The sequence below is a fragment of the Janthinobacterium sp. SUN026 genome, from assembly GCF_030397625.1.
Lineage (GTDB): Bacteria > Pseudomonadota > Gammaproteobacteria > Burkholderiales > Burkholderiaceae_D > Janthinobacterium > Janthinobacterium kumbetense.
The window spans coordinates 297,048-318,356 of the sequence record NZ_JAPQNU010000004.1 but is presented as its reverse complement, the minus strand read 5'-3'; the positions used below and the strand labels follow the sequence as shown (position 1 = coordinate 318,356).

The following is a 21,309-nucleotide window of genomic DNA, read 5'->3' as shown; positions in this document are numbered from 1 at the left end:
CTCGTATCGATTGGAAATCGGTGCGGGCGATGCTAGAGTTGGCCTCCCTACTTTATGCGCCCCGCCATGTTCAAGAAACCCATCCTGCTGACTTTGATGAGTCTGCTGCTGCAGCCCTCCGTTCACGCCGCGCCCGTCAGCCAGCAGGCGCAGGACACGGCCCGCTACGCGCTGGCCGCCTATCCGGAACCGCTGATCGCCAGCCTGGCGAAGATGATCAGCTACAACACGGTGGCCGACCCGGCCGTGCCCTTTGCCGACAATCCACAGCACACGGGCTTCAAGCGCTACCTGGCGGCCGAGGCGCAGCGCCTGGGATTCGATTTCCAGGATCACGGCCACGTGCTCATCATCGGCATGGGCAGCGGCAGCGAACGGGTGGGCGTGATCACGCATGGCGACGTGCAGCCTGTGAACCCCGCGAAATGGGCCCGTTCGCCGTTCGAGCTGGACCGCAGCAGCGAACCTGGCAAGCTGCTGGGACGGGGCACGGAAGACGACAAGGGGCCCATCGCGACGGCCCTGTATGCGATGAAAGCCATCCAGGACAAGCAGGTGCCGCTGAGCAAGCGCATCGAGCTGTACGTGTACATGGCCGAGGAATCGGACTGGGAACCGCTGAAACAATTCCTGAAAACCCATACGCCGCCGCAGGTCAACATCACCATCGATGCGGAATACCCGGTGGTGACGGCCGAGAAGGGCTACGGTTCCATCAAGCTGACCCTGCCGCCGCGCACGGCCTTGCCGGCCAAGGGCGGCCCCGTGCTGGCGAAGCTGGCGGGCGGCTTTTTCGGCAGCCAGATCCCGGAAGACGCACAAGCCGTGATCGACCACGCGCCAGCAGCGCTGGAAGCGGCCATCCGCGCCCGCGCGCAGGGCCAGCAGGGCGTGCGCTACAGCTACGCGCGCACTGGCGATACCTTGACGGTAACGGCGCTGGGCGTGTCGGCCCACTCGTCGAAGCCGGAAGACGGCGTCAACGCCATCAGCATGCTGGCCGACGCGCTGGCCGTGCAGCCGTGGCAGGGCACGCAGGCGGCCGACATGCTGTCGTTCCTGAATGAACTGGTGGGCACCGGCATCTACGGCGAGCGCTTCGGCCAGATCGCTTACCGCGACGGCTTCATGGGGCCGATGACGGTAGCGCCTACCGTGCTCAAGCAAGATGGCGGCGCGCTGGAACTGAACATCAACCTGCGCCGTCCGCAAGGCAAGACGGCGGCCGTGCTGCAGCAACAGGTGACGGCCGCCTTCGATGGCTGGAAGGCGCGGCGCCAGGTGCCCGCTACCCTGCAGGTGCAGATCGGCGAACCGTGGCTGCAGACGGACGCGCCGCAAATTCCCACCCTGCTGTCCGTGTTCGAGCACTACACGGGCATCGCGCATCCGCAACCGGTCGCCATCGGCGGCGGCACCAATTCGCGCCTGTTCCCGAACGCCGTCAGCTTCGGTCCGGCCATGCCGCACACCGTGTACACGGGGCATTCCGAACACGAGTTCATCACGGAAAAACAGCTGCTGCTGAATCTGCAGATGTACACGGCTGTCCTGATCGAGCTGGCGAAATAGCGGCTTGCAAAAACAGAGGGAAGTCATAGACTGCAAGCCTGAGACGCATCCGGGCACTGAACTTTTGATGGGGGCGCCGGTCTTACGTTTCCATGTAGGAAGGGAGCAGCTATGCATGCACAACAGGAGGCCCGGCTGGCGCCAGGCAGGGCAGGTGGCGTGGCGCCGCGCCGGCGCCCGCACGAGGGGCGGTCATGAACTGGCCGCTGGAACTGGAAGTGGCGCACAAGCTGGCGCAGATGCGGGGCTGGCTGGAAGACCAGCGTGCCGGCGCCGTGCGCCTGCGCGGCGGGGACTGGTTTGCGTGGGCCACGGCGGGCGCGTCGAACAGCCACTACCATACGGCCGAGTGCGGCTGCGCAGAAGTGCTGGTGACGCGCGACGCCGCCTATATCTTGACGGACGAAGCGGAAGCCATGCGCATGCGCGAGGAAGAAGTGCGCGGGCCATGGACGTGGCAAGTGTCGCCTTGGATGCAGCCGCAGCTGTATGAATTGCGCGAGCATTTCGTGCAGCATGCGGCCGGTGGCGCGCCGGTCCTGTCCGACCGGCCGGGCTTGCACGAACGCAGCCTGCCCGTGGCCTTGCGCGAAGAGCGTCTGGTGCTGCTGGAATCGGAACAGCTACGTTACCGGCAGGTGGGGCAGCTGGCTGCCCGCGCGGCCGCGGATGCGTTGCGCCAGGCCCGCCCCGACTGGAGCGAGCTGGAACTGGCTGCCGCCTGCGCGCGCGCGCTGTGGCTGCGGGGCTTGCAGGCCGTGCACGTGCTGGTCAGCGGGGCGGAGCGTCAACAGCGTTACCGGCGCGCACCGCCAGCCCAGGTGGAGCTGGGCCCGCAAGCCGTGCTGGCCCTGTGCGCGCGGCGTTTCGGCCTGTGCGCTAGCCTCAGCCGTCAACGGCGCTTCGGCCCGGCGCAGCATCGCGCCGATGGCGCGGCGGTGGTCATGGACGATGCCGATGCGGCCATGCTGGCGCTGGAAGCGGTGGCGCTCGACGCTTGCGAAACGGGTCATGCGCTGAGCATGGTGTATCACGCGCTCGACAGCGCCTACGCGTATGCAGGCCAGCCCGACACGGTGCGCACCAGCCGGCAGGGCGGCATCCACGGCTACCTGGCCCCCGAAGTGGCGGCCGGCGCGCACACGGAAATCATCCTCAAGCGGGGCATGGCGCTGGCCTTCCACCCCAGCCTGCCCGGCAGTACGGTGGAAGACACGTTTTTGCTCGACGGCAGCCAATTGCACAACCTGACGCATGACCCGGCCTGGCCTTCGGCCCTGGTGCAGGGGCGCAGCCGGCCGCTGACCCTGGCCTTGGCTTGAAAATGATAACTGCGTGGCAACTGCGTGCCAAATGCGTATCAAGTGCGCGCCAAGTACGTGCCAAATACGTGCCAAGTGGCGGCCAGGCGTGGAGGAAATCGGCCAGCGCCGGCCAGCGTTGATACCGATCAATATACCGATCAATAGCGCTGCATCACGCCTTTTTGCACGCTGACCCGGTCGCCGATCTGGAAGGCGGGCTGGGTGTTTTGCACAAAGGTGCGCGTCGTGCCGTCGTCCAGGCGCAAGGTGACGCGGTACAGCATGTTGCCCGCCGCCCCCGAAGTGCTGCCGGCCGTGCCCGACGTACCCGCCTGCATGTCGCCACTGCCCTGGTCCATGCTGCGCGGCACGGTTTCTATCGACTGCACCGTGGCCGAGCTGATGTTCATCGTGGACTGGTTCGCGTCGTTGCGCATGTCGTTGCTCATGCTGCTCTGGGCGTTGCTCGTATCGGCGGCCGTGCTGCTGGCGGTGCTGGCCGTGCTGCTTTGCGGCGTCGTGCCGGCCGGCGCGGCATAGGTTTCGCCGCTATTGCTGCGCGCCAGACTGGTTTTGTCCGTGGAATGGCAGGCTGCCAGCAAGGCGCATGTCAGGCCGGTCAGCAGCAGGGTGGTTTTTGATCTCATCTTGGTCTCCTCATGGTCGCACACTCAGGATCGGCACCCGCGGTGATGCGGATGGCGGCGATTGCTGCATGTAAGAGCATGGCGGAACAGGGATGTTCGGCGGCCGTCATTGTCGATTGAGCTAGATCAAGTGTCTAATTGCCGTGCTTGGTATAAACGATGCTGGCAATTACCACTTCGTGCGGCTGCACGTTTCCTCACTGTTCAATCGGGAGAAAAAATGTCATCTGGCCCTACAGCAAAACTGATCGATGAATTGGTGCTGGCCATCGGCGGCACTGCGCACGATGTCCGTGCGCGCCATGTGCTGGCCCAGGCCTTACATGGCCTGGTGCGGCTGGCGCGCTCGGAACAGTTGCTGGAGATGCAGCGCGATACGGCACGCGCCATGGGGGCCGGCAGCCGGCGCGAGACGCGAGCCCTGATGCGGCGCCTGGGCAAGCGGGGCCAGGGACAGTTACGGCTGGCATTGCAGGATAGCGAAGCGGACCGCGCCTGACAGGCGCGAGCCATCCCCCGTTCAGGCTTCGGGCAGCGGCGCGTCCTTGCCAAGGGCAGCGGCGACCATTTTCGGCCACAGGAAATACAGCGGCAGGCAGACCGCCGCCGCGGCCGTGACATCGACCACCCAGTCGCTGACGGCGCCATGGCGGTAGGGCAGGAAACTCTGGATGAATTCGTCCAGCGCGCCCATGGCCGCCACCATCAGCACCGACAGCAGCGCCCGGCGCGCCATGCCGCCGCCCGTGCCGCTGAACAGGATCAGGGCCAGCACGCCATAGCCGAAGGAATGCAGCACGCCGCCCGACGCATACTGGCCCACGTCCGCGCGCACGCCGGGAATATCGCCGATCAGGATCACCAGCACATATAGCACCAGCGCGGTGCGGTAGCGCAGGCGTTCGTAGCGGTCGGCAAAACACAGTTCGGGCAAGGGTGCAGGCATGAGGCGTCAGGACAGGTGGAAAGGACGCCACAATATCATGGGCAGGGCGGGCCACCGTGTTTTTGCGCAAGAGCTTGCTGGACAGGCAAAAAAAAGGCCCGCGGGGGCGCGGGCCAAAAACCCAAATGAAATGGGTCAAGAGTTGAGAGTTGCTCGGTACTTACCATGTCGCGCGCCTTGCGGGCGCCCGCCACGGTCATGAAAGGGGAGTGGTGTGCCATCGCGGCACACCTGTCTGTAGTCAGGCATATCGGTTGCCTGTACAGCAGATGAAGCAAGTATAGGGGGCGAACATGACGGCCTGATGACACGCCGCAACATTTTTTTGCGGCAGCGCAAATTGTCGGAAAGAGTGTGGAGCATGGCAAGAATAGCCATGTTTCAAGACTGATAGCGAAAAAAAAGCCCGCTGGTGAAAGCGGGCTTAAAACTATTTTCTTGGAGGAGAATAGTGGAGACAGGTGCATTATGCTGCGTTGCACGATATGTGTCTAATGATCTTTTCGGATAACCATTATTCTTTTTTGATATAACTTGCCGCGCCTGCCTTCATTCCTTCACTGCCACCGTGTAATTGAGCGCCATGCGCCCGCCATCGACATAGATGGTCTGGCCCGTCATGTAGGTGGCGTCGTCGCTGGCCAGGAAGGCGGCGATGCCGGCCACTTCTTCCGGTTCGCCGCAGCGGCCCAGCGGCGTGCGCGACAAAATCGTGTGGCGCGCTTCCGGGCTCGACAGCACCGCCTGCTTGGCCAGTTCCGTCAGGATGGTGCCCGGCCCGATGCCGTTGACGCGCACGCCGTGCGAGGCCAGGTTCAGGGCCATGACCTTGGTCAACTGGTTGATGGCGCCCTTCGACACCACGTACGGCACCTGGTTCGGAATGGCCAGTTCCGCATTCACGCTGGACATGTTGATGATGCAACCGCTGTTGCGCTTGACCATTTCGCGCGCCACGGCCTGGCCGCACAGGAACATCGATTTCAGGTTGATGCGCATGACCCGGTCGAAATCGTCTTCGCAGACGTCGAGGAAATCGGCCGCGTGCGTGACGCCCGCATTGTTGACAAGGATATCGATGTGGCCGAACTGCGCCAGGGTTTCCTTCAGCATGGCGTCCACGTCCGCCTTCTGGCTGACGTCGGCGCAAAAGAAGCGCGCCTGCGGGCCGAGGGCGGCGGCCGCTTGCGCGCCTTCTTCCTTGATGTCGACTAGCATCACTTGCGCCCCTTCGGCGATCAGGCGGGTGGCGCAAGCCAGGCCGATGCCTTGCGTGGCACCCGTGACGATGGCGGTTTTATTGACTAATTTCATGTGTGCTCCTCGGCGGGGTATCGGGGCCGCGCTGCCAGGAACACCAGCCCGCGCGGCAATGGGCAGATTTTAATCCCTGGGCAGGAATCAGAGGAGGATGGGCTCGTTCGGCAACTGGTTGTCGCGCGTGCCGTTGGCGGGGAAGTGGCTTTGCAGCAGGGTATTGAGCTGCGCCAGCGCTTCCAGGGTGCTGTCGTGGTAATTGCCATCCTTGAACCCTTTGGTCATGGTGCGGCACACGGCTTGCCACTGTTCCGGCGTGACGCGGCGGCCCACGTTGCGGTCGGCCACGATATCGACCTGGTGTTCGGCCAGGTTGATATAGATCAGCACGCCGACGTTGTCTTCCGTATCCCACACGCCATACTGGGCGAACAGTTCGCGCGCCCGCTCGCGGTTGCTCACGCCCTGGTACGCCATGCCCGGCGTCAGGGCCGCTTCGACGATCAGGCGCACTTCCGCCTGGTGCATCGCTTCACCGCCGGCGATGGCCGTCTCGATGGCTTTCAGGGTGCGTTCCGGAAAGGCGTGGCGCGCCGTCGCCGGCGTGCCCCGCAAATGTTTCAAGGCCCGTCCGCAGCGTTGTCCGAATGTCAGTTGTTTCGTCATTACCAATCTCCCGAGGCGCCGCCGCCGTCAAAACCGCCGCCGCCGCCACCGAAACCACCGCCGCCACTGCTGCCACCGCCAAAACCACCGCCGCCGCCGAAGCCGCCGCCGCGGTTGTTCAGCGCCTGGCTGAGGATGCTGCCCAGCACGACACCCGTGGCGCCGCTGGACCAGTTGCTGCCGCGCTGCAGCCGCGTGGGGCCGCCGCGCGAGCGGAACAGGGTCAGCACGACGAGGAAGCCGAAGAACAGCAGCGGCAGCCAAAAGGTCATGCCGCCCGCTTCCACGGTGGCTGGCGCCTTCTGCTGTGCCGCAGCGGGGAATTGCTCCTGGTTCAGCAGGGTGGCAATCGACCCCACGCCGGCCACCAGGCCACCGTAGTAATCGTTTTGCTTGAAATGGGGGGCGATCACGTCTTGCAGGATGCGTTTCGATTGCGCATCCGTCAGCACGCCCTGCACGCCGCGGCCCGCCTCGATGCGCAGGCGGCGCAGGGACGAGGGGTTGTCCTTCGCCACCATCAGCAGCACGCCGTCATCGACGCCCTTGCGGCCCAGCTTCCAGGCATCCGTCACGCGGATGCTGTATTGCTCGATGGCTTCCGGTTCCGTGCTCTTGACCAGCAGCACGGCGATCTGGCTGCCCGTCTTGGCTTCATAATCGGCCAGCACGCCTTCCAGCGCCGCCTTTTGCTTGGCGTCCAGCATGCCGGCGTTGTCCGTCACGCGCGCGGCCAGCGGCGGCACGGGCTGCAAGCCCTGTGCGCCGGCTGGCGGCATCGTCCACAGCAGCAGCGCCGTCGCCAGCGCCGCGAGATAGGACCAGGCTTTCATCTTATTTGCCAAAGTTGACGGTCGGTGCGGTCGAGATGGCTTTTTCATTTTCCACCGTGAACGATGGCTTGACCTTGTAGCCGAAGACCATGGCCGTCAGGTTGTTCGGGAAGCTGCGCGCATGCACATTGTAATCCTGCACGGCAACGATGTAACGCTGGCGCGCCACGGTGATGCGGTTTTCCGTGCCTTCCAGCTGCGACTGCAAGTCGCGGAAGCTGGTGTCGGCCTTCAAGTCCGGGTATTTCTCGGACACCACCATCAGGCGCGACAGGGCCGACGACAGCTGCCCCTGCACTTGCTGGAATTTCTCGAACGCGGCCGGGTCGTTCAGCACTTCGGGCGTGATCTGGAAACTGGTGGCGGCGGCGCGCGCCTTGGTCACCGCTTCCAGCGTTTCGCGCTCGTGCGTGGCATAGCCCTTGACGGTATTGACCAGGTTGGGGATCAGGTCGGCGCGGCGCTGGTACTGGTTGACCACTTCGCCCCAGGCGGCCTTGGTGGCTTCATCCTTGCTCTGGAAGTCGTTGTAGCCGCAGCCCGTCAGGATGCCGGCCAGGACGGTGACGCTCAGCGCCAGGCGCAGCCATTTGGTGAATTGATTGGTGATTTGCATGATGGGTTCCGTGCAGAGTAAGGGAGGTGAGGCAAATATACCTGAAACGGCCCGTAATGTCGGTTTAATAAGCGCCGGCCGCCGGCCCCGACCGCCTAGAGACGCCGTGGCAAGCCTGCGCCGCGTTACAATACGGGGTTTGCAACTGAATATAGAGAAGGTGTGCCGTGAATTTCATCAATAAATTATCCGCCGCGTGGACGGCCAATAATTCCCTGCTGTGCGTGGGCCTGGACCCCGACCTGGCGAAACTGCCGGCCGAACTGCGCGACCTGCCTGATGGAATCACCACCTTTTGCACGCGCATTATCGATGCCACGGCCGACCTGGCCTGCGCCTTCAAGCCGCAGATCGCGTATTTTGCCGCGCTGGGTGCGGAAAAGCAGCTGGAAGACATCTGCCGCTACGTGCGCGAGAACTATCCGCACATCCCGCTGATCCTCGACGCGAAACGGGGCGACATCGGCGCGACGGCCACGCAATATGCGCGCGAAGCGTTCGAGCGCTACGGCGCCGACGCCGTCACCGTGAATCCGTACATGGGCGAGGATTCGCTCGATCCCTACCTGGCGTGGAAAGACCGCGGCGTGATCATCCTGTGCCGCACGTCGAACCCGGGCGGCTCAGACCTGCAATTCCTGAATACGGACGGCGAACCGCTGTACCAGCGCGTGGCGCGCCTGGTGGCCGAAAAGTGGAATAAAAACGGCCAGTGCGCGCTTGTCGTCGGCGCCACCTTCCCTGAAGAACTGGCACAGGTGCGCGCCATCGTCGGCGACATGCCGCTGCTGGTACCGGGCATCGGCGCCCAGGGCGGCGACATCGCCGCCACCGTCGGCGCGGGCCAGACGGCGAACGGCATGGGCATGATGATCAGCTCCTCGCGCGCCATCATCTACGCCACGCCGCAAGCGGGCGAAGATTTCGCCGACGCGGCGCGCCGCGTGGCGATTGAAACGCGCGATGCCATCAACGCGCACCGCGCGTCTGATGGTGGCTGACATAAGCTACTGCGCGTCGCGATTTGCGGCCGGCGATGCTCACTGTGCTATAGCACAGTTGCGCTTCTCGGCCGCAACTCCCATCCGCTCGCTACGCTTCTGTCAGGCACCGTGATGACTGTTGTTTGTCATCCATAAAAAATGCCGGGCTAGCCCGGCATTTTGCATTTAGTCGCGTTGTGGTGCGACGATCTCCGCATAGTCGTACAGCTCGCCCAGAATTTCCTCGCCCCGCTCATCGACGGATTCCGACAGCACGTCGATTTCCGTAAACAGCATTTCGATGGTGCGGGCGCCGGCGTCGCCGTCGAACAGGCGGGCGGCGCGGTGCTGTTCCCAGCGCAGGCTTTCCGCTTCGCTCAGGGTTTGCGGGAAATTGCGGGCGCGGTAGCGGAACAGCAGTTCCTGCAGGCGTTCGTCGGCAAACGAAGGGCGGGCCGTGGCCAGCTTGGCCGGCGTGTCGCGGCGCAGCGATTCGAGCAGGCGGCGGTCATCGTTGCTGACGAAACCATTGTACAAATCTTCATCCACGTCCAGCGCGGCATTCGCGCCCGGGCGCTGGAACACTTCGGCCCAGACGGCATCCATGTTCGGCGCCGTGGCGGCGAATTGCGCGTTGACCCTCGCCGCGTCCAGATCGATGCCCCATTGCGCGGCCATGGCGGGCGACAAGGTCTTTAAATTGCCGACCAGCATGGGCGACTTGTTCAGGTGCACGCTTTTCACGGGCAGGCGCGTCATGCCTTCCGGCATGGCGTCCTTGCGCGTGAACAGGCGCGTGCGGATGGTGTCGGCGTCCAGGGTAAACAGTTCGCGCGGGTCGTAGGCGCAATCCCAGACGAGGATTTCATTTTTATTGCTCGGATGCGTGGCCAGCGGCCAGACGACGCCCAGGCAACCCCGTTCGGCGGGGAACATGCCCGACACGTGCAGGAAAGGCTGGCGCTCGCCGGCGGCCAGGTGCATGCCCATTTCGCTGGCGACCCTGTCCTTCTTGTGCAGGGCCAGGCAGAATTCGAACAGTTTCGGCTGTTTTTCCTTGATCAGGCGCGCCAGGGCGATGGTGGCGCGCACGTCGGACAGTGCATCATGCGCCGCTTCGTGGACCAGACCATTGGCCTTGCTCAAGTGTTCCAGTTTAAAACTGGTCTGGCCATCGTCGCGCTTCGGCCATTCGATGCCTTCCGGGCGCAGCGCGTGCGTCATGCGCACCACGTCGAGGATGTCCCAGCGGCCGCAATGGTTCTTCCATTCGCGCGCATACGGGTCGATCAGGTTGCGCCAGAACAGGAAACGCGTGACTTCATCGTCGAAACGGATGGTGTTGTAGCCCACGCCGATGGTGCCCGGCTCCGAAAAGGCCGCTTCGATGGTGGCGGCGAACTGGTGTTCGGGCACGCCCAGTTGCAGACACTGTTGCGGCGTGATGCCCGTGATCAGGCACGACTGCGGGTCGGGCAGGAAATCATTGGCAGGCTGACAATACAGCATGATGGGTTCGCCGATCTCGTTGAGGTCGGCATCCGTGCGGATGGCGGCGAACTGGGCCGGGCGGTCGCGGCGCGGCTGGGCGCCAAAGGTTTCGTAGTCGTGCCAAAGAAAGGTCTGGTTAGTCATTGATGGTCGTTGCTTGATTGGTTATCCGGGCCGCCAAAAGCGGCCGCTGCTACAGTTTTCTGAAAACCTGCCGATACTACACGAGAGGATGGTCATCATCGCGTTTCCCGCATGGTGGCATACATTGCCCGTTCAAGGAGGTCTATCGTGTCAATTCCCATCGCCGCAAGCGGCAATTCCACCCCTTCCGTGACTTCCGTCAGTACGGGCGTTGCCGGCAAGGACGATAAAGTCCAGCAAAAGGACGGCGTCAACGCTGAAATGAGCGTGAATGACCGCACCAAGCTGCAATTGAACGCTTCCATCATGCAGGCGTCGCTGAACGTGTCGATCGGTTCCGAGAACGAGCCGCTGGCGCTGCTGTACAAGACGGCCATCACCAACATCAATGAAGCGCTGAAGGGCCAGTACGGCGAGGACGCGATCCAGAACGCGGCTTCGCAGGATAACAGCCCCGAAGCGACGGCGAACCGCATTGTATCGCTGTCGACAGGGTTTTTTGATGCTTTCAAGAAACAAAATCCCGGCCTGGACGACGATACGGCCCTGACCAGGTTCATGGACACCATCAGCGGCGGCATGGAAAAAGGCTTCAAGGAAGCGCGCGACATCCTGGGCGGCTTGAAAGTGCTGAATGGCGACATCGCCGGCAATATCGACAAGACGTACGAGCTGGTGCAAAAGGGCTATGCCGACTTCATCGCCGCGCACAGCAGCAAGAAGGATGATGCTGCCAAGCCGGATGCTGGTAAGCCGGCCGACAGCAAGGCTGCCTGAACTACAGCATGACCCTGTTGCGGCCGCCAGCTTTCGCGCGGTAAAGGGCCGCGTCGGCCGCGGCGATCAGCGCATGGTCGTCCTGTTCGGCCGCCAGGCTGGCCACGCCGAAGGAACCCGTGATGTGCGGCAAGGCGCTGCGCATGTCGGCGAAGATGACGGCGAGCTGCATGCGCTCGCACAAGCGCTCGGCCACCCGCAAGGCCACGTGTTCGTTGGTATCGGGCAAGATCACCATCATTTCCTCACCACCGTAGCGCACGGCAAAATCCGTGGGCCGCAGGGCGGCGCCCAGCACTTGCGCGGCGATGCGCAGTGCCTGGTCGCCCGCCTGGTGGCCGTGCGTGTCGTTGAAGCGCTTGAAATGGTCGAGGTCTATCATCACCAGCGACAGCGGCGAGCCGCTGGCGTGGGCCGTGACGATCATGTTGGGCAGTAAATCCGTCAGCCAAGCGCGGTTGTACAAGCCCGTCAGGCTGTCGACCATCGACAGCTGGCGGTAGAATTCGCCCAGTTTCTGGCGCCGGCGCAGCAAGGCATTGGCGGCGCGGATGCGGAAGGACAGCAGCCGCAGCAGGTTGCGCGCCAGGCCGTTCGACTGTTCGATCAATTCCCAGACGATGGCCGCGTCGATCACCAGCAAATCGGTTTCTTCCAGGGCGGAAATGGCGGCCAGGTTGCTCGCTTCATCGAGCACCGATTGTTCGCCCACGCTTTCGCCGGGCAAGACCTTGCTGACGGTGCCGTCATCCATGCCCGTGTGGGTGTCGGCGGCCACGGCCAGCGAGCCGCGCAGGACGATGTACAGGCTGGCGCCTTGCGTGTCGGCAATGGCTTCGCCCGCTTCCAGGCGCATCACGGGGCAGGGCGCCAGCATGGCGGCCGTCTGGCTATCCGCCCCATCGCGAAATAGCTGTAAATCGCCGATGTTGCAGCCTGAAGCGCCGAAGTTGCCGATCTGTTCCACAATCACACTTTCAAAAAGCCGGCGCGCGAGCAGGGAGCCGGTAGCTTCATGATAGCGTAAAGCGGCCTTGGCTGTAACGCCAAAGGCTTGCTTGAGGTCACTTACTGTGAGAAATACGACAATTATTTCATTGCCGCGTCAATACGCAGGAATGCTTGCGGTTTTGTTATGGATGTTGCCGCGCGCGAAAGGCGGGCCGGATGTGCAAAGGCAGCCTTGAACGGCTGCCTTGGTCTCTGGAAATCCTGCGGGTGGGGATTACTCGGCGGTTTCTTCCGCTTCGGCCGTATCGATCACGGCATTCTTGCCGGTGGCGTGGCGCTTGCTGTCTTGCAGGCGGCCCAGGGCGCTATCGATGGCGCGTTTTAGTTTGTCGGTGGCGCCGGCAACGGATTGATGCACGGTGGCGTTCTGTTCGGTCACGGCGATCGGTTGATAGCCAGCAACGCGTGCTTCCATGACGCAGCGGATATCGTCGGCGCCGCCTTTCGGGCCATTCGTGTCGCTGATGTGGACTTCGATGCGGGTCAGGTTGTCGCGGAAGCGGTTCAGTGCGCTTTCAAGTACGGATTGCACATGTTCGTTCAGTCCAGCGGTGTTGGCGATGGTGCTGTCGGTATGAATATTGATTTGCATATGCTTACTCCTGTCAATTCAAAAAAAACCCATCTCAGGCGCCTTGCATGGCAGTGGTCAAACCCGCTGTCGGGGCGCGTCGGCGCCTGGTTCTTGCCTCATGCACTTGATCCCTGTGCATGACTTATCTTACTCCTCTTTCCAGGATTTCAAGAGGGTGCGCACGATTAAGATGAGCTTAACCCTTCAGCCAGGTCAAGTTTCCACTACGAAATTATTTACCCTCAACCATTGATGAGACCGGCCGCGATATTGATCGACAGCCCCAGCACGACCAGGTTGAAGAAAAAGCTCAGCACGGATTGTCCCAGCACGATTTGCCGCATCATGCGCGTCTGCACGGAAACGTCCGACGTTTGCACTGCGACGGCGATGGTGAAGGCGAAATACAGGAAATCCCAGTAGTCGGGGCTTTGCTCGTCGTCGGGAAACTTCAGGGGGCGCAGTGCGGGATCGGCCTGGTAGTACAGGTGGGCATAGTGAAAGCAGAACAGGGTGCCGACGAGGAACCAGGAGCCGACCAGGGTGAGGATCGTCAGGCCGTAATGCAGCGCGCGCTCGTCCGGCGCCATGTCTTTCATCGAGGACAGCTGCGAAACGATGGCTACCAGGCTCATCACGGATGCGACGGACAGGGCCGACAGGACGGTTGCCGCCCGCTCATCCTGGCGCGCCGCCATGGCTTTGACCTTGTGGTGGTTGGCGCGCATCATCATCCAGGCCATCGTCGCCAGGTAGAACCAGACGGCGACGTTCCACGCCGTCAGCAGGCGCGTCATCTGTTGCCAGGATGCGGGCAGCAGCAGGCCGGCCGCCACGCCGATGGCCGTGGCCATGCTCAGGTGGGGGCGGCTGCGGATGAAGCCGTGGAATGGAAGCGTGATTTTCATGGTGCGGGTTCGTCAGTGGGGATAGCGCATCTTAGACCTTATGCGCTTGTCGCGGTGGCCGTCCTGGCGGCCGCTTCCTTCTCGTGGTGGGGGAAGCGGTCCATGCGCGACAGCACGGGGAACAGCACGGCCCAGATACCCGTCACGGCCAGGGTGGCGGCGCCGCCGAAGAGCACGGCGCGCACGAGGCCGAACCAGCCGGCCGTCAAGCCCGATTCGAATTCGCCCAGCTCGTTCGAGGCGCCGATGAAGACGGCGTTCACGGCGCTGACCCGGCCGCGGATCTCGTCCGGCGTTTCGAACTGCACCAGCAAATGGCGGATGTAGACGCTGACCATGTCGCCTGCGCCCATCAGGAACAGCGCCGCCAGCGCCAGCGGGAAATAGCTGGTGCTGCCCAGCACCAGGGTGCCCAGGCCGAAGACGGCCACGCCGCCGAACATCCACGCGCCCACGCGGCGCGTGATGGGAAACATGGCCAGCGCGATCGAGCACAGGGCGGCGCCCGCGCCCGGCGCCGTGCGCAGCAAGCCCAGGCCGCTGGGTCCGGCATGCAGCACGTCATGCGCGAGCGCCGGCAGCAGGGCCGTGGCGCCGCCGAACAGCACGGCAAACAGGTCGAGCGAAATGGCGCCCAGCACGATGGGCTTCGACCAGACGAAACGCAAGCCTTCGAGCAGCGTATGCCAGCTGACGGGTTCGCGTTTCACCACTTGCGGCGCCGGCGTAGTGGCGCGCATCAGCAGGACGGACACGACCAGCAGCGCGGACGAGATCAGATACACGACCTTGGGGCCGAAGTAATACAGCAAGCCGCCCAAGGTGGGGCCCAGGATGATGGCCACGTGGGAACTGGACGAGCTGAGCGCGACGGCGCGGCTGAAGTGTTGCGTGGGCACCATGTTGACCAGCACGGCTTGCGTGGCCGGCATCATGAAGGCGCGCGCGCTGCCGAACAGCACCAGCACGGCAAACACGGGCCACACGATGGAAAGCCCGCTCAGGGTGAACGCCAGCAGGGCCAGCGCGCACGCCAGCTGCGCCGCCAGGCACCAGGCGATGATGTTGCGGCGGTTGTAGCGGTCGGCCACGTGGCCGGCCGGCAAGATGAGCACGAGGAAGGGCGCGAATTGCGCCAGGCCGATCAAGCCCAGGTCGAACAGGCTGCCCGTGATCTGGTACACCTGCCAGCCGATGGCCACGCTTTGCATCTGCACGGCCACCGTGCCCAGCACGCGGGCGGAAAGATAACAGGCGAAGTTGCGGTGACGCAGGATACTGAAGCCGTTGCCGGCAGAGGCGAGAGACATGAAATTTCCAGGAAACAGCGGGGTGGAGCGGCAGCGGATGCCGCGCCAGCAGCACCCCGCTGTCTGGATGCTTACTTGGCCAGGTCGGCTTCCGTGGTGAAGGCGTCCGCGTAAAACTCGTCGGCCGGCAATTGACACAATTGCACGAAATCGCGGTGGGCCGCATCGACCATCACGGGCGCGCCGCAGGCATACACCTGATACGCGGACATGTCCGGCAAGTCGGCGATGACGGCCTGGTGCACGAAGCCCGTGCGGCCTTGCCACGCGTCTTCCGGCAGGGCGTCCGACACGACGGGCACATAGGTGAACTGCGGCAAGTCGGCGGCCCACTGGCGGCACAGGGCGTCCATGTACAGGTCGTGCGGACGGCGGCCGCCCCAGTACAGGGTGATCGGGCGCGGCGACTGCTCGCTGATCATGTGCTCGACGATGGCTTTCAGCGGGGCAAAGCCCGTGCCCGAGGCCAGCAGTACGATGGGCTTGTCGGAATCTTCGCGCAGGAAGAAGGTGCCCATCGGGCCTTCGAAGCGCAGGATGTCGCGCTCCTTCATGCTGCCGAACACCTGGTCGGTGAACAGGCCGCCCGGCAGGTGGCGGATGTGCAGGGTCACGGGGCCGCCGTCGGCGGGCGCGCTGGCCATGCTGTAGCTGCGGCGTTTGTTGTCGCGCAACAGGATTTCGATATACTGTCCGGCGCGGTAGTTGAGGCGTTCGCTGGCCGGCAATTGCAGGGTCAGCACGACGACGTCGGGGGCGACTTTTTCGATGGTGGTCACGCGCGACGGCATTTTCTTGATCGGGTAGTCGCTGCTGCCCGCCACTTCGCGCGCTTCGATGACGAGGTCGGCGCCTGTGGTGGCGCAGCAGAACAGGGAAAAGCCGGCCGCTTCCTCTTCCGGCGTCAGGGCGCGCTGCTGGTGCGCCTTGTGCTGGACGGTGCCGCTGACTACTTTGCCCTTGCAGGAACCGCAGGCGCCATTTTTGCAGCCATACGGCAAGCCCACGCCGGCGCGTATCGCCGCCGCCAGCACGGTTTCGTCCGCTTCGCAGCTGAACTGGTGGCCGCTGGGCTGAACAGTAACTTGAAAAGTCATACAATCCTTGAGATGAAAAATATGTTAATGCACTCTTTGCGCAAGCCTTCAGGCTTGCCGCGCTTGCTGATCCTGGGCTGCGGCGACGTCGGCATGCGGTTGCTGCCCCTGCTGCGCGCGCGCTTTCGCGTCTTTGCCGTCACCAGCCAGCCGGCGCGCTGCGCGCAGTTGCGGGCGGCCGGTGCCGTGCCCATCGTGGCCAACCTCGACGAGCGCGCCAGCCTGAAACGGCTGGCGGGACTGGCGACGATGGTCGTGCACCTGGCGCCGCCCATGTCGTCTGGCTTGCTGGACCGGCGCACGCGCAATCTGGCCGCCATTTTACCCGAGCATGCACGCATGGTGTATGTGAGCACCAGCGGCGTGTATGGCGATTGCGCTGGCGCCTGGGTCGATGAGACGCGGCCGACGGCGCCGGCGAATGCGCGCGCGAAGCGGCGCGTGGACGCCGAACAGGTCTTGCGCGGCTGGGGCGCGCGCCGCGGCGCCAGCGTGGCCATCCTGCGCGTGCCGGGCATCTATGCGCAAGACCGCCTGCCGCTGAAGCGCTTGCGCGAAGGCACGCCAGCCCTGGAAGCCAGCGACGATGTGTACACCAACCATATCCATGCCGATGACCTGGCGCGCGTCATCGAGCGGGCTCTGTGGCGGGGCAAGCCGGGCCGCGTGTATCACGCCAGCGATGACAGCGAACTCAGGATGGCCGAGTATTTCGATGCCGTGGCCGATACGTTTGGCTTGCCGCGCCCGCCGCGCCTGCCGCGGGCCGAGCTGCGGCAAGTGGTCACGCCGATGCTGCTGTCGTTCATGTCCGAATCGCGCCGCCTGCACAATACCCGCCTCAAGCGCGAGCTGGGCGTGCGCCTGCGCTACGCGCGCGTGGCCGATGCCTTGCAGGCGATGGCAGCCGATGGCGCCGGCATCGGGTAAAATGGCCGGTTATCTGCGCACTTTGCTGGGCCGGCGCGCAGCGCGCCGTTCCCGCGCTGCGCCACTCACTTAAGGACTACAGCATGAGCACCCTCACTTACGAAGAATACCTGGACGAGGTCACCACCGTCCTGACGGAACTGTACGACCTCGACGACGAGGCCGCCATCAAGTTGGTCGTGGCGGCGCAGGACGCCGAATTTTTTGTCCCGCACGATGCGCATGAGGAAATGCGTACCGTCGAACAAGCCAAGAAAGATGCGGTCACCTTGTTCGAGCGCAAGCAGAATCGCCAGCAAACGCAGGAAAAGCAGCAGCAGCGCGTGCGCCAGCAAAAGAAATAAGAACGTGGGCCTGGCCGCCGGGGCCATGGCGCAGTACGGGTCTCGGCGCAACACCGGGGCCGTGACCTTTGACGCAGCGCAAACGCGTCATGGCGCGCTGGCGATATGGTGAGCAATGTCGTCACGCGTCTGGGCTCTTGTGGCGGGCTCTGCATAGCGTGACGCTGTTTCCCGTCAGCAGGAGCGAGCCATGCGAGCTACGAGTCACCCCAGCAAGGAACAGGTACGCGCTTACATGCGCCGTCGCGAACGTGCGCTGCAGCCGCCGCCGCCGCCCGATGAAATCCGCCGGCAACTGGCCTGGTGCCGCGTGGATGCCGTTCCGGGCACGTGCCCGCTTGCCACGCCGGCCGGCGTGGCCGCGCAAGGCTGGCATCTATCTGCCGAAATGGCGCGCCTGAGCACCCTCATGGCCATAGCTTGGCTCATGCATAGCGGTGTTGCTCATCGTAAAAATTGATGACTTGCAGCAAATTTTTCCAATTTGAGTTATCCTCTAGCACATTCCAAGTGCGTCAATTCTCTTCAATTATCACAATTTTGCGTTAAGTTACGCAAAAATCAACAATAGCGTGTATTATATTGTTTGCGGCGTAAAAGCCGCATAAGTGATGGCGCTTTTTAGTGTGTTTACCCTGAATTATTGCAGAAGAGACATTCGGTTTCTTTTTGCTCTAATACAACAAGTACGGATTTTCGATCATGTCTCTCAAACAAATTACCTCTTTGCCTACCTACAACCCGAATCGCGTCCTCGATGCGATCATCGACAAGCTGCAACTGAAAAACGATGCCGCCTTGTCGCGAGCCCTGGAAGTGGCGCCACCGGTCATCAGCAAGATTCGTCACAATACCTTGCCGATCGGCGCCACGATCCTCATCCGCATGCATGAAATCAGCGATTTCAGCATTCGTGAACTGCGCGAGTTGATGGCTGCCTAAGAGCGCCTGACAGACGGCAAACTGAGAGGTGCCGTCTGGGTACGTCAGGCTTGCCGCGTGCGGCAGCCACATCTGTTTTCCGCTTTTCTATTGCGGGTCGCGGTTCAGCACCGGACGATCGACATAGAAGCGCCCCATTTCCAGGCCAGTCGAGGACGACTTGACCACCGCTGCGGCCAGTGAGGCAGGGGCGCTGGAAAATGCGGTGTTGGCAGCCCCGGTCGCGCGGCCCGAATACGCCGTCGCCTGTACTGCCGCACTGGAAAACGCCGTTTGCACGGCCCGGCCCGAGTAAGCAGTCGCTTGCACCGCCGCACTGGAAAACGCCGTTTGCACGGCGCGGCCCGAGTAAGCCGTCTCCTGCACCGCACGTCCCGAATACGCTGCCTGTACGGCGCGCCCCGAATACGCCGTTTCAGCGCGGATATAATCTTCCCCGAACGTTTGTTCATACAACTGCTTCATGCGCTCGCCCACGCGATGGTGCGCCGCTTCGTCGTCCTCGCCGCGCAAGCCGATGTAGGGGAAGTGATGGAGGAAGTAGCCGAACACCTGTTCGCAGTCGGCCGCATATTTCAGGGTGTCGAGGATGTGGTAGTGCCAGAAGGTATCGACGTCCATCAGGGGCGCCGTCTCTTCTTGCGGAAACTGTTTCATCAGGATCAGGAAGCGGCGGTATTCGAATTCCACCGCGTTGGCCTTCTCCAGACTCCATCCTTCGCCTGACTCCCGGTGCATCAGTTTGACCTTGATCGCGTCCAAATTCAAATCGGCAATAGCCTTGAAACTGTCGTTCGTATCCATGAATGTCCTTTGGTAAAGAGCGTTGTGGGAAATACGGTGAAACAAGGGAAAGCGGCGGGTGTGTACTCCTGGCAAGTAGTCGAGGAATGCCTTGCCCATGGCGGGCAGGCGCTAAGTTGTTCTACATCAATATTGCATCTTATTACGAAATATGCAAGCTGAGCTTGATTCATGCGGGGGCGCGCCTGTCAGCCGCTGGCCCGGCTTTCTTCCTCGTAGGGAAACGCGGTGGCGTCCGCGCCCAGCGGCACGCTGACGTGCACGCTCATGCCGGCGCCGGGGCTGCTTTCGATGTAAAAAGTGCCACCCAGCAACTTGATGCGTTCCTCTATCCCCACCAGGCCAAACGAACCGAGCTTGTTGCGCCCGTCGATGGCCGCACCCACGCCGTTGTCGCTGACGCTCATCGACACCGTATCGCGGCACTTTTCCAGCTTGACTTGCACGCGGCTGGCATTCGCATGCTGGGAAATATTGCTGAGCGACTCTTGCAGGATGCGGAACAGGGCCGTCGCGCATTGGTCGCTGAGGCAAATGTCGTCATGGCTTTCGCTCACTTCGCAGGCGATGCCCGTGCGCTGGCGAAATTGCGCCACCTGCCATTCGACGGCCGCATTCACGCCCAGGTCCAGCACGGTAGGGCGCAAGTCGTTGATGATCTGCCGCACGCTCTTGATGGTGGCGTCGATCTGCTCCAGGGTCGAACGGGCGCGGGCATTCAGGCGCGGGTGGCGGCGCTGCGTGCGCGAGGCCAGCATGTCGGCGTCGATGCGCAGGACGAGCAGGTTCTGTCCCAGGTCGTCGTGAATTTCGCGCGCGATGCGCTTGCGCTCTTCTTCCTTGATCTGGTCGGCGTGCGCGGCCAGGCGGCGCAGTTTCTGGTGCGACAGCTGCAATCGGATCTGGCTGGCGCGCAACTCCTCCGTCATGCCCGTCGCCATCTGGATGGCGCGCCGGCGCGACGACGCCAGGGTGTGGAACAGCACGTACAGCAGCATGGTGCTGGCAAAGCCGATCAGCAGGGCCAGCCACGGCAGGAAGGCGTCGAAGCGCGAATACAGGTCGCTCTTGCGCACGCTGAACAGCGCTTGCCAGGCGCGGCCATTGTGCTCGATCAGCAGCGTGCTGCTCAGGTAGCGGCCCGAACTGCCGGGCTGCCACCATGGCGCATGCATGCCCGCCGCCGTGCTGTCGAAGATGGGGCGCATGTCGTGCGGCAATTGCAGCGGCACGTCCCGCTGTTGCAGCGCCTGCGGGCCGATATCGAACAGGGTCAGGCGGACGTTGCGTACCGGCATGTCGGCCAGCGCGCTGCGCATCATCGTCACCAGGTCGTAGCCGATGCCGACGGAGCCCTGGTAAGCGGCGCGCCTCTGCTCCACGGTATCGACGGGCATGCCGAAGCGGTACACGGGCAGGCGCATGGCCATGCCCGTCAGCTGGGGACGGCCGTCCATCGGCACGGGCACGCCGGAATTGCTGATGTGGCCGGAATCGCGCGACTGCGCCAGCGCTTCGGCGATTTGCGGGCGCGAGGCGATGTCGTAGCCATACTTTTCCGGGGCGCTGGCGATCGGCTCGATGTATACGAGCACGGAATACTGGGCGCGCGGGCCGGGCGGGTGGATGGCAAACGCCGGATAGCCGTCGCGCCCGGGCGGATAGTCGCGCCGCATGGCCGCTTCGTAAGCGGGGCGCTGCGTCTCGTCGAGTTCCTGGCTGTAATTGAGATTCATCACGCCCGGGTAGTTCTGTTGCAGGGCGATGTTAGCCACGTAGCGGTGGAATTGCTCGCGGCTCACGTGGTCGTTGGCCTGGAACAGGCTGGCCGTGCCGCGCAGCAGGTTGGCATACGACTTGGTGCGCGATTCGATGTTTTTCTGGGTGTTGCGCGCCAGATTGTTGAATTGTTCGCTGGCATCGCTTTCGATCGACAGCGAAGCGGCCATGTAGAACAGCAGGCCCACCATCGTCGACACGACAAAGCCGAACAGCCACAGCGGTCTTTTTTCAGCAGCTAAGGGGTGTTCGCCGGCAGTAGAAGACATCGCCATCCGCATCAGGAAGAGGAATCGGGTGCCGCCTGTGTGGTGGTGGCTGTACTCAGTTGCACAAGGACTATCGAAATTGCAAATTGCTCAATAGCTGCCTAA

23 protein-coding genes are annotated in these 21,309 nt (G+C 63.2%); 9 read left to right on the top strand and 14 right to left on the bottom strand.

Annotated features, from left to right (window positions below):
* The first annotated feature begins 66 nt into the window (after nt 1-66).
* Complete coding sequence (locus OX459_RS19905) at nt 67-1,572, top strand: dipeptidase (protein ID WP_289906288.1); 1,506 nt, start codon at nt 67-69, stop codon at nt 1,570-1,572.
* Nucleotides 1,573-1,766: 194 nt separating this feature from the next.
* On the top strand, nt 1,767-2,894 hold the full coding sequence (locus tag OX459_RS19900) for a M24 family metallopeptidase (protein WP_099665235.1): 1,128 nt from the start codon (nt 1,767-1,769) through the stop codon (nt 2,892-2,894).
* A 140-nt stretch (nt 2,895-3,034) separates the two neighbouring features.
* Here OX459_RS19900 and OX459_RS19895 read toward each other — a convergent pair whose 3' ends face one another.
* Nucleotides 3,035-3,523, bottom strand: coding sequence for a hypothetical protein (locus OX459_RS19895; RefSeq protein WP_289906287.1), 489 nt, complete (start codon nt 3,521-3,523; stop codon nt 3,035-3,037).
* Between the two features lie 220 nt (nt 3,524-3,743).
* Here OX459_RS19895 and OX459_RS19890 point away from each other — a divergent pair, with 220 nt between their 5' ends.
* Nucleotides 3,744-4,022 (top strand): hypothetical protein, encoded by a 279-nt coding sequence (locus OX459_RS19890; RefSeq protein WP_143451371.1) that lies wholly within the window; start codon nt 3,744-3,746, stop codon nt 4,020-4,022.
* Between the two features lie 21 nt (nt 4,023-4,043).
* On the opposite strand, the gene OX459_RS19885 is transcribed toward OX459_RS19890, so the two are convergent.
* The 5 genes from OX459_RS19885 to OX459_RS19865 all read right to left on the bottom strand — a co-directional run bounded on the left by OX459_RS19885 (nt 4,044) and on the right by OX459_RS19865 (nt 7,841).
* Nucleotides 4,044-4,469, bottom strand: a complete 426-nt coding sequence (locus OX459_RS19885; RefSeq protein ID WP_251349872.1) for a VanZ family protein — start codon at nt 4,467-4,469, stop codon at nt 4,044-4,046.
* A gap of 549 nt (nt 4,470-5,018) precedes the next feature.
* Entirely contained in the window at nt 5,019-5,783 is a 765-nt protein-coding gene (locus OX459_RS19880) for an SDR family oxidoreductase (RefSeq protein ID WP_099665232.1), read from the bottom strand.
* 87 nt (nt 5,784-5,870) lie between these two features.
* Complete coding sequence (locus tag OX459_RS19875; RefSeq protein WP_289906286.1) at nt 5,871-6,392, bottom strand: TPM domain-containing protein; 522 nt, start codon at nt 6,390-6,392, stop codon at nt 5,871-5,873.
* On the bottom strand, nt 6,392-7,225 hold the full coding sequence (locus tag OX459_RS19870; protein WP_289906285.1) for a TPM domain-containing protein: 834 nt from the start codon (nt 7,223-7,225) through the stop codon (nt 6,392-6,394). The genes OX459_RS19875 and OX459_RS19870 overlap by 1 nt, the downstream gene beginning before the upstream one ends.
* A 1-nt stretch (nt 7,226) precedes the next feature.
* The gene (locus tag OX459_RS19865; protein ID WP_034759964.1) at nt 7,227-7,841 is read right to left on the bottom strand and encodes a LemA family protein; all 615 of its coding nucleotides are present in this window, start codon (nt 7,839-7,841) and stop codon (nt 7,227-7,229) included.
* A gap of 167 nt (nt 7,842-8,008) precedes the next feature.
* On the opposite strand from OX459_RS19865, the gene pyrF reads away from it, so the two are divergent.
* Entirely contained in the window at nt 8,009-8,842 is an 834-nt protein-coding gene (gene pyrF, locus OX459_RS19860) for an orotidine-5'-phosphate decarboxylase (protein ID WP_289899918.1), read from the top strand.
* A gap of 168 nt (nt 8,843-9,010) precedes the next feature.
* On the opposite strand, the gene sbcB is transcribed toward pyrF, so the two are convergent.
* Nucleotides 9,011-10,459 (bottom strand): exodeoxyribonuclease I, encoded by a 1,449-nt coding sequence (sbcB, locus tag OX459_RS19855; protein WP_289906284.1) that lies wholly within the window; start codon nt 10,457-10,459, stop codon nt 9,011-9,013.
* Between the two features lie 147 nt (nt 10,460-10,606).
* Between sbcB and OX459_RS19850 the strand changes: the two genes are divergently transcribed.
* Complete coding sequence (locus tag OX459_RS19850) at nt 10,607-11,236, top strand: DUF5610 domain-containing protein (protein WP_289906283.1); 630 nt, start codon at nt 10,607-10,609, stop codon at nt 11,234-11,236.
* A gap of 1 nt (nt 11,237) precedes the next feature.
* Here OX459_RS19850 and OX459_RS19845 read toward each other — a convergent pair whose 3' ends face one another.
* The 5 genes from OX459_RS19845 to OX459_RS19825 all read right to left on the bottom strand — a co-directional run bounded on the left by OX459_RS19845 (nt 11,238) and on the right by OX459_RS19825 (nt 16,136).
* On the bottom strand, nt 11,238-12,203 hold the full coding sequence (locus OX459_RS19845; RefSeq protein ID WP_070257586.1) for a GGDEF domain-containing protein: 966 nt from the start codon (nt 12,201-12,203) through the stop codon (nt 11,238-11,240).
* A 258-nt stretch (nt 12,204-12,461) separates the two neighbouring features.
* Nucleotides 12,462-12,839: an HPF/RaiA family ribosome-associated protein gene (locus tag OX459_RS19840; protein WP_034781728.1), complete on the bottom strand. Its 378-nt coding sequence runs from the start codon at nt 12,837-12,839 to the stop codon at nt 12,462-12,464.
* Between the two features lie 224 nt (nt 12,840-13,063).
* The gene (locus OX459_RS19835; RefSeq protein WP_099665226.1) at nt 13,064-13,729 is read right to left on the bottom strand and encodes a DUF1345 domain-containing protein; all 666 of its coding nucleotides are present in this window, start codon (nt 13,727-13,729) and stop codon (nt 13,064-13,066) included.
* A 38-nt stretch (nt 13,730-13,767) separates the two neighbouring features.
* Nucleotides 13,768-15,039, bottom strand: coding sequence for an MFS transporter (locus OX459_RS19830; protein ID WP_289906282.1), 1,272 nt, complete (start codon nt 15,037-15,039; stop codon nt 13,768-13,770).
* 71 nt (nt 15,040-15,110) lie between these two features.
* Nucleotides 15,111-16,136 (bottom strand): CDP-6-deoxy-delta-3,4-glucoseen reductase, encoded by a 1,026-nt coding sequence (locus OX459_RS19825; RefSeq protein WP_289906281.1) that lies wholly within the window; start codon nt 16,134-16,136, stop codon nt 15,111-15,113.
* Nucleotides 16,137-16,148: 12 nt separating this feature from the next.
* Here OX459_RS19825 and OX459_RS19820 point away from each other — a divergent pair, with 12 nt between their 5' ends.
* The 4 genes from OX459_RS19820 (at nt 16,149) to OX459_RS19805 (ending at nt 18,352) form a co-directional block, all read left to right on the top strand.
* Nucleotides 16,149-17,066 carry an SDR family oxidoreductase gene (locus OX459_RS19820; protein WP_289906280.1) on the top strand — a complete coding sequence of 306 codons (918 nt, stop codon included), beginning with the start codon at nt 16,149-16,151 and terminating at the stop codon, nt 17,064-17,066.
* An 83-nt stretch (nt 17,067-17,149) separates the two neighbouring features.
* Nucleotides 17,150-17,410, top strand: a complete 261-nt coding sequence (locus OX459_RS19815) for a hypothetical protein (protein ID WP_034759943.1) — start codon at nt 17,150-17,152, stop codon at nt 17,408-17,410.
* Between the two features lie 235 nt (nt 17,411-17,645).
* A complete protein-coding gene (locus OX459_RS19810; RefSeq protein ID WP_289906279.1) occupies nt 17,646-17,870 on the top strand; it encodes a hypothetical protein in 225 nt (74 codons plus the stop codon).
* Between the two features lie 242 nt (nt 17,871-18,112).
* Nucleotides 18,113-18,352, top strand: coding sequence for a hypothetical protein (locus OX459_RS19805; protein WP_029496207.1), 240 nt, complete (start codon nt 18,113-18,115; stop codon nt 18,350-18,352).
* Nucleotides 18,353-18,439: 87 nt separating this feature from the next.
* Here OX459_RS19805 and OX459_RS19800 read toward each other — a convergent pair whose 3' ends face one another.
* On the bottom strand, nt 18,440-19,156 hold the full coding sequence (locus tag OX459_RS19800; RefSeq protein WP_099665221.1) for a hypothetical protein: 717 nt from the start codon (nt 19,154-19,156) through the stop codon (nt 18,440-18,442).
* Between the two features lie 188 nt (nt 19,157-19,344).
* A complete protein-coding gene (locus tag OX459_RS19795; protein ID WP_289906278.1) occupies nt 19,345-21,204 on the bottom strand; it encodes a CHASE domain-containing protein in 1,860 nt (619 codons plus the stop codon).
* Nucleotides 21,205-21,309 lie beyond the last annotated feature (105 nt).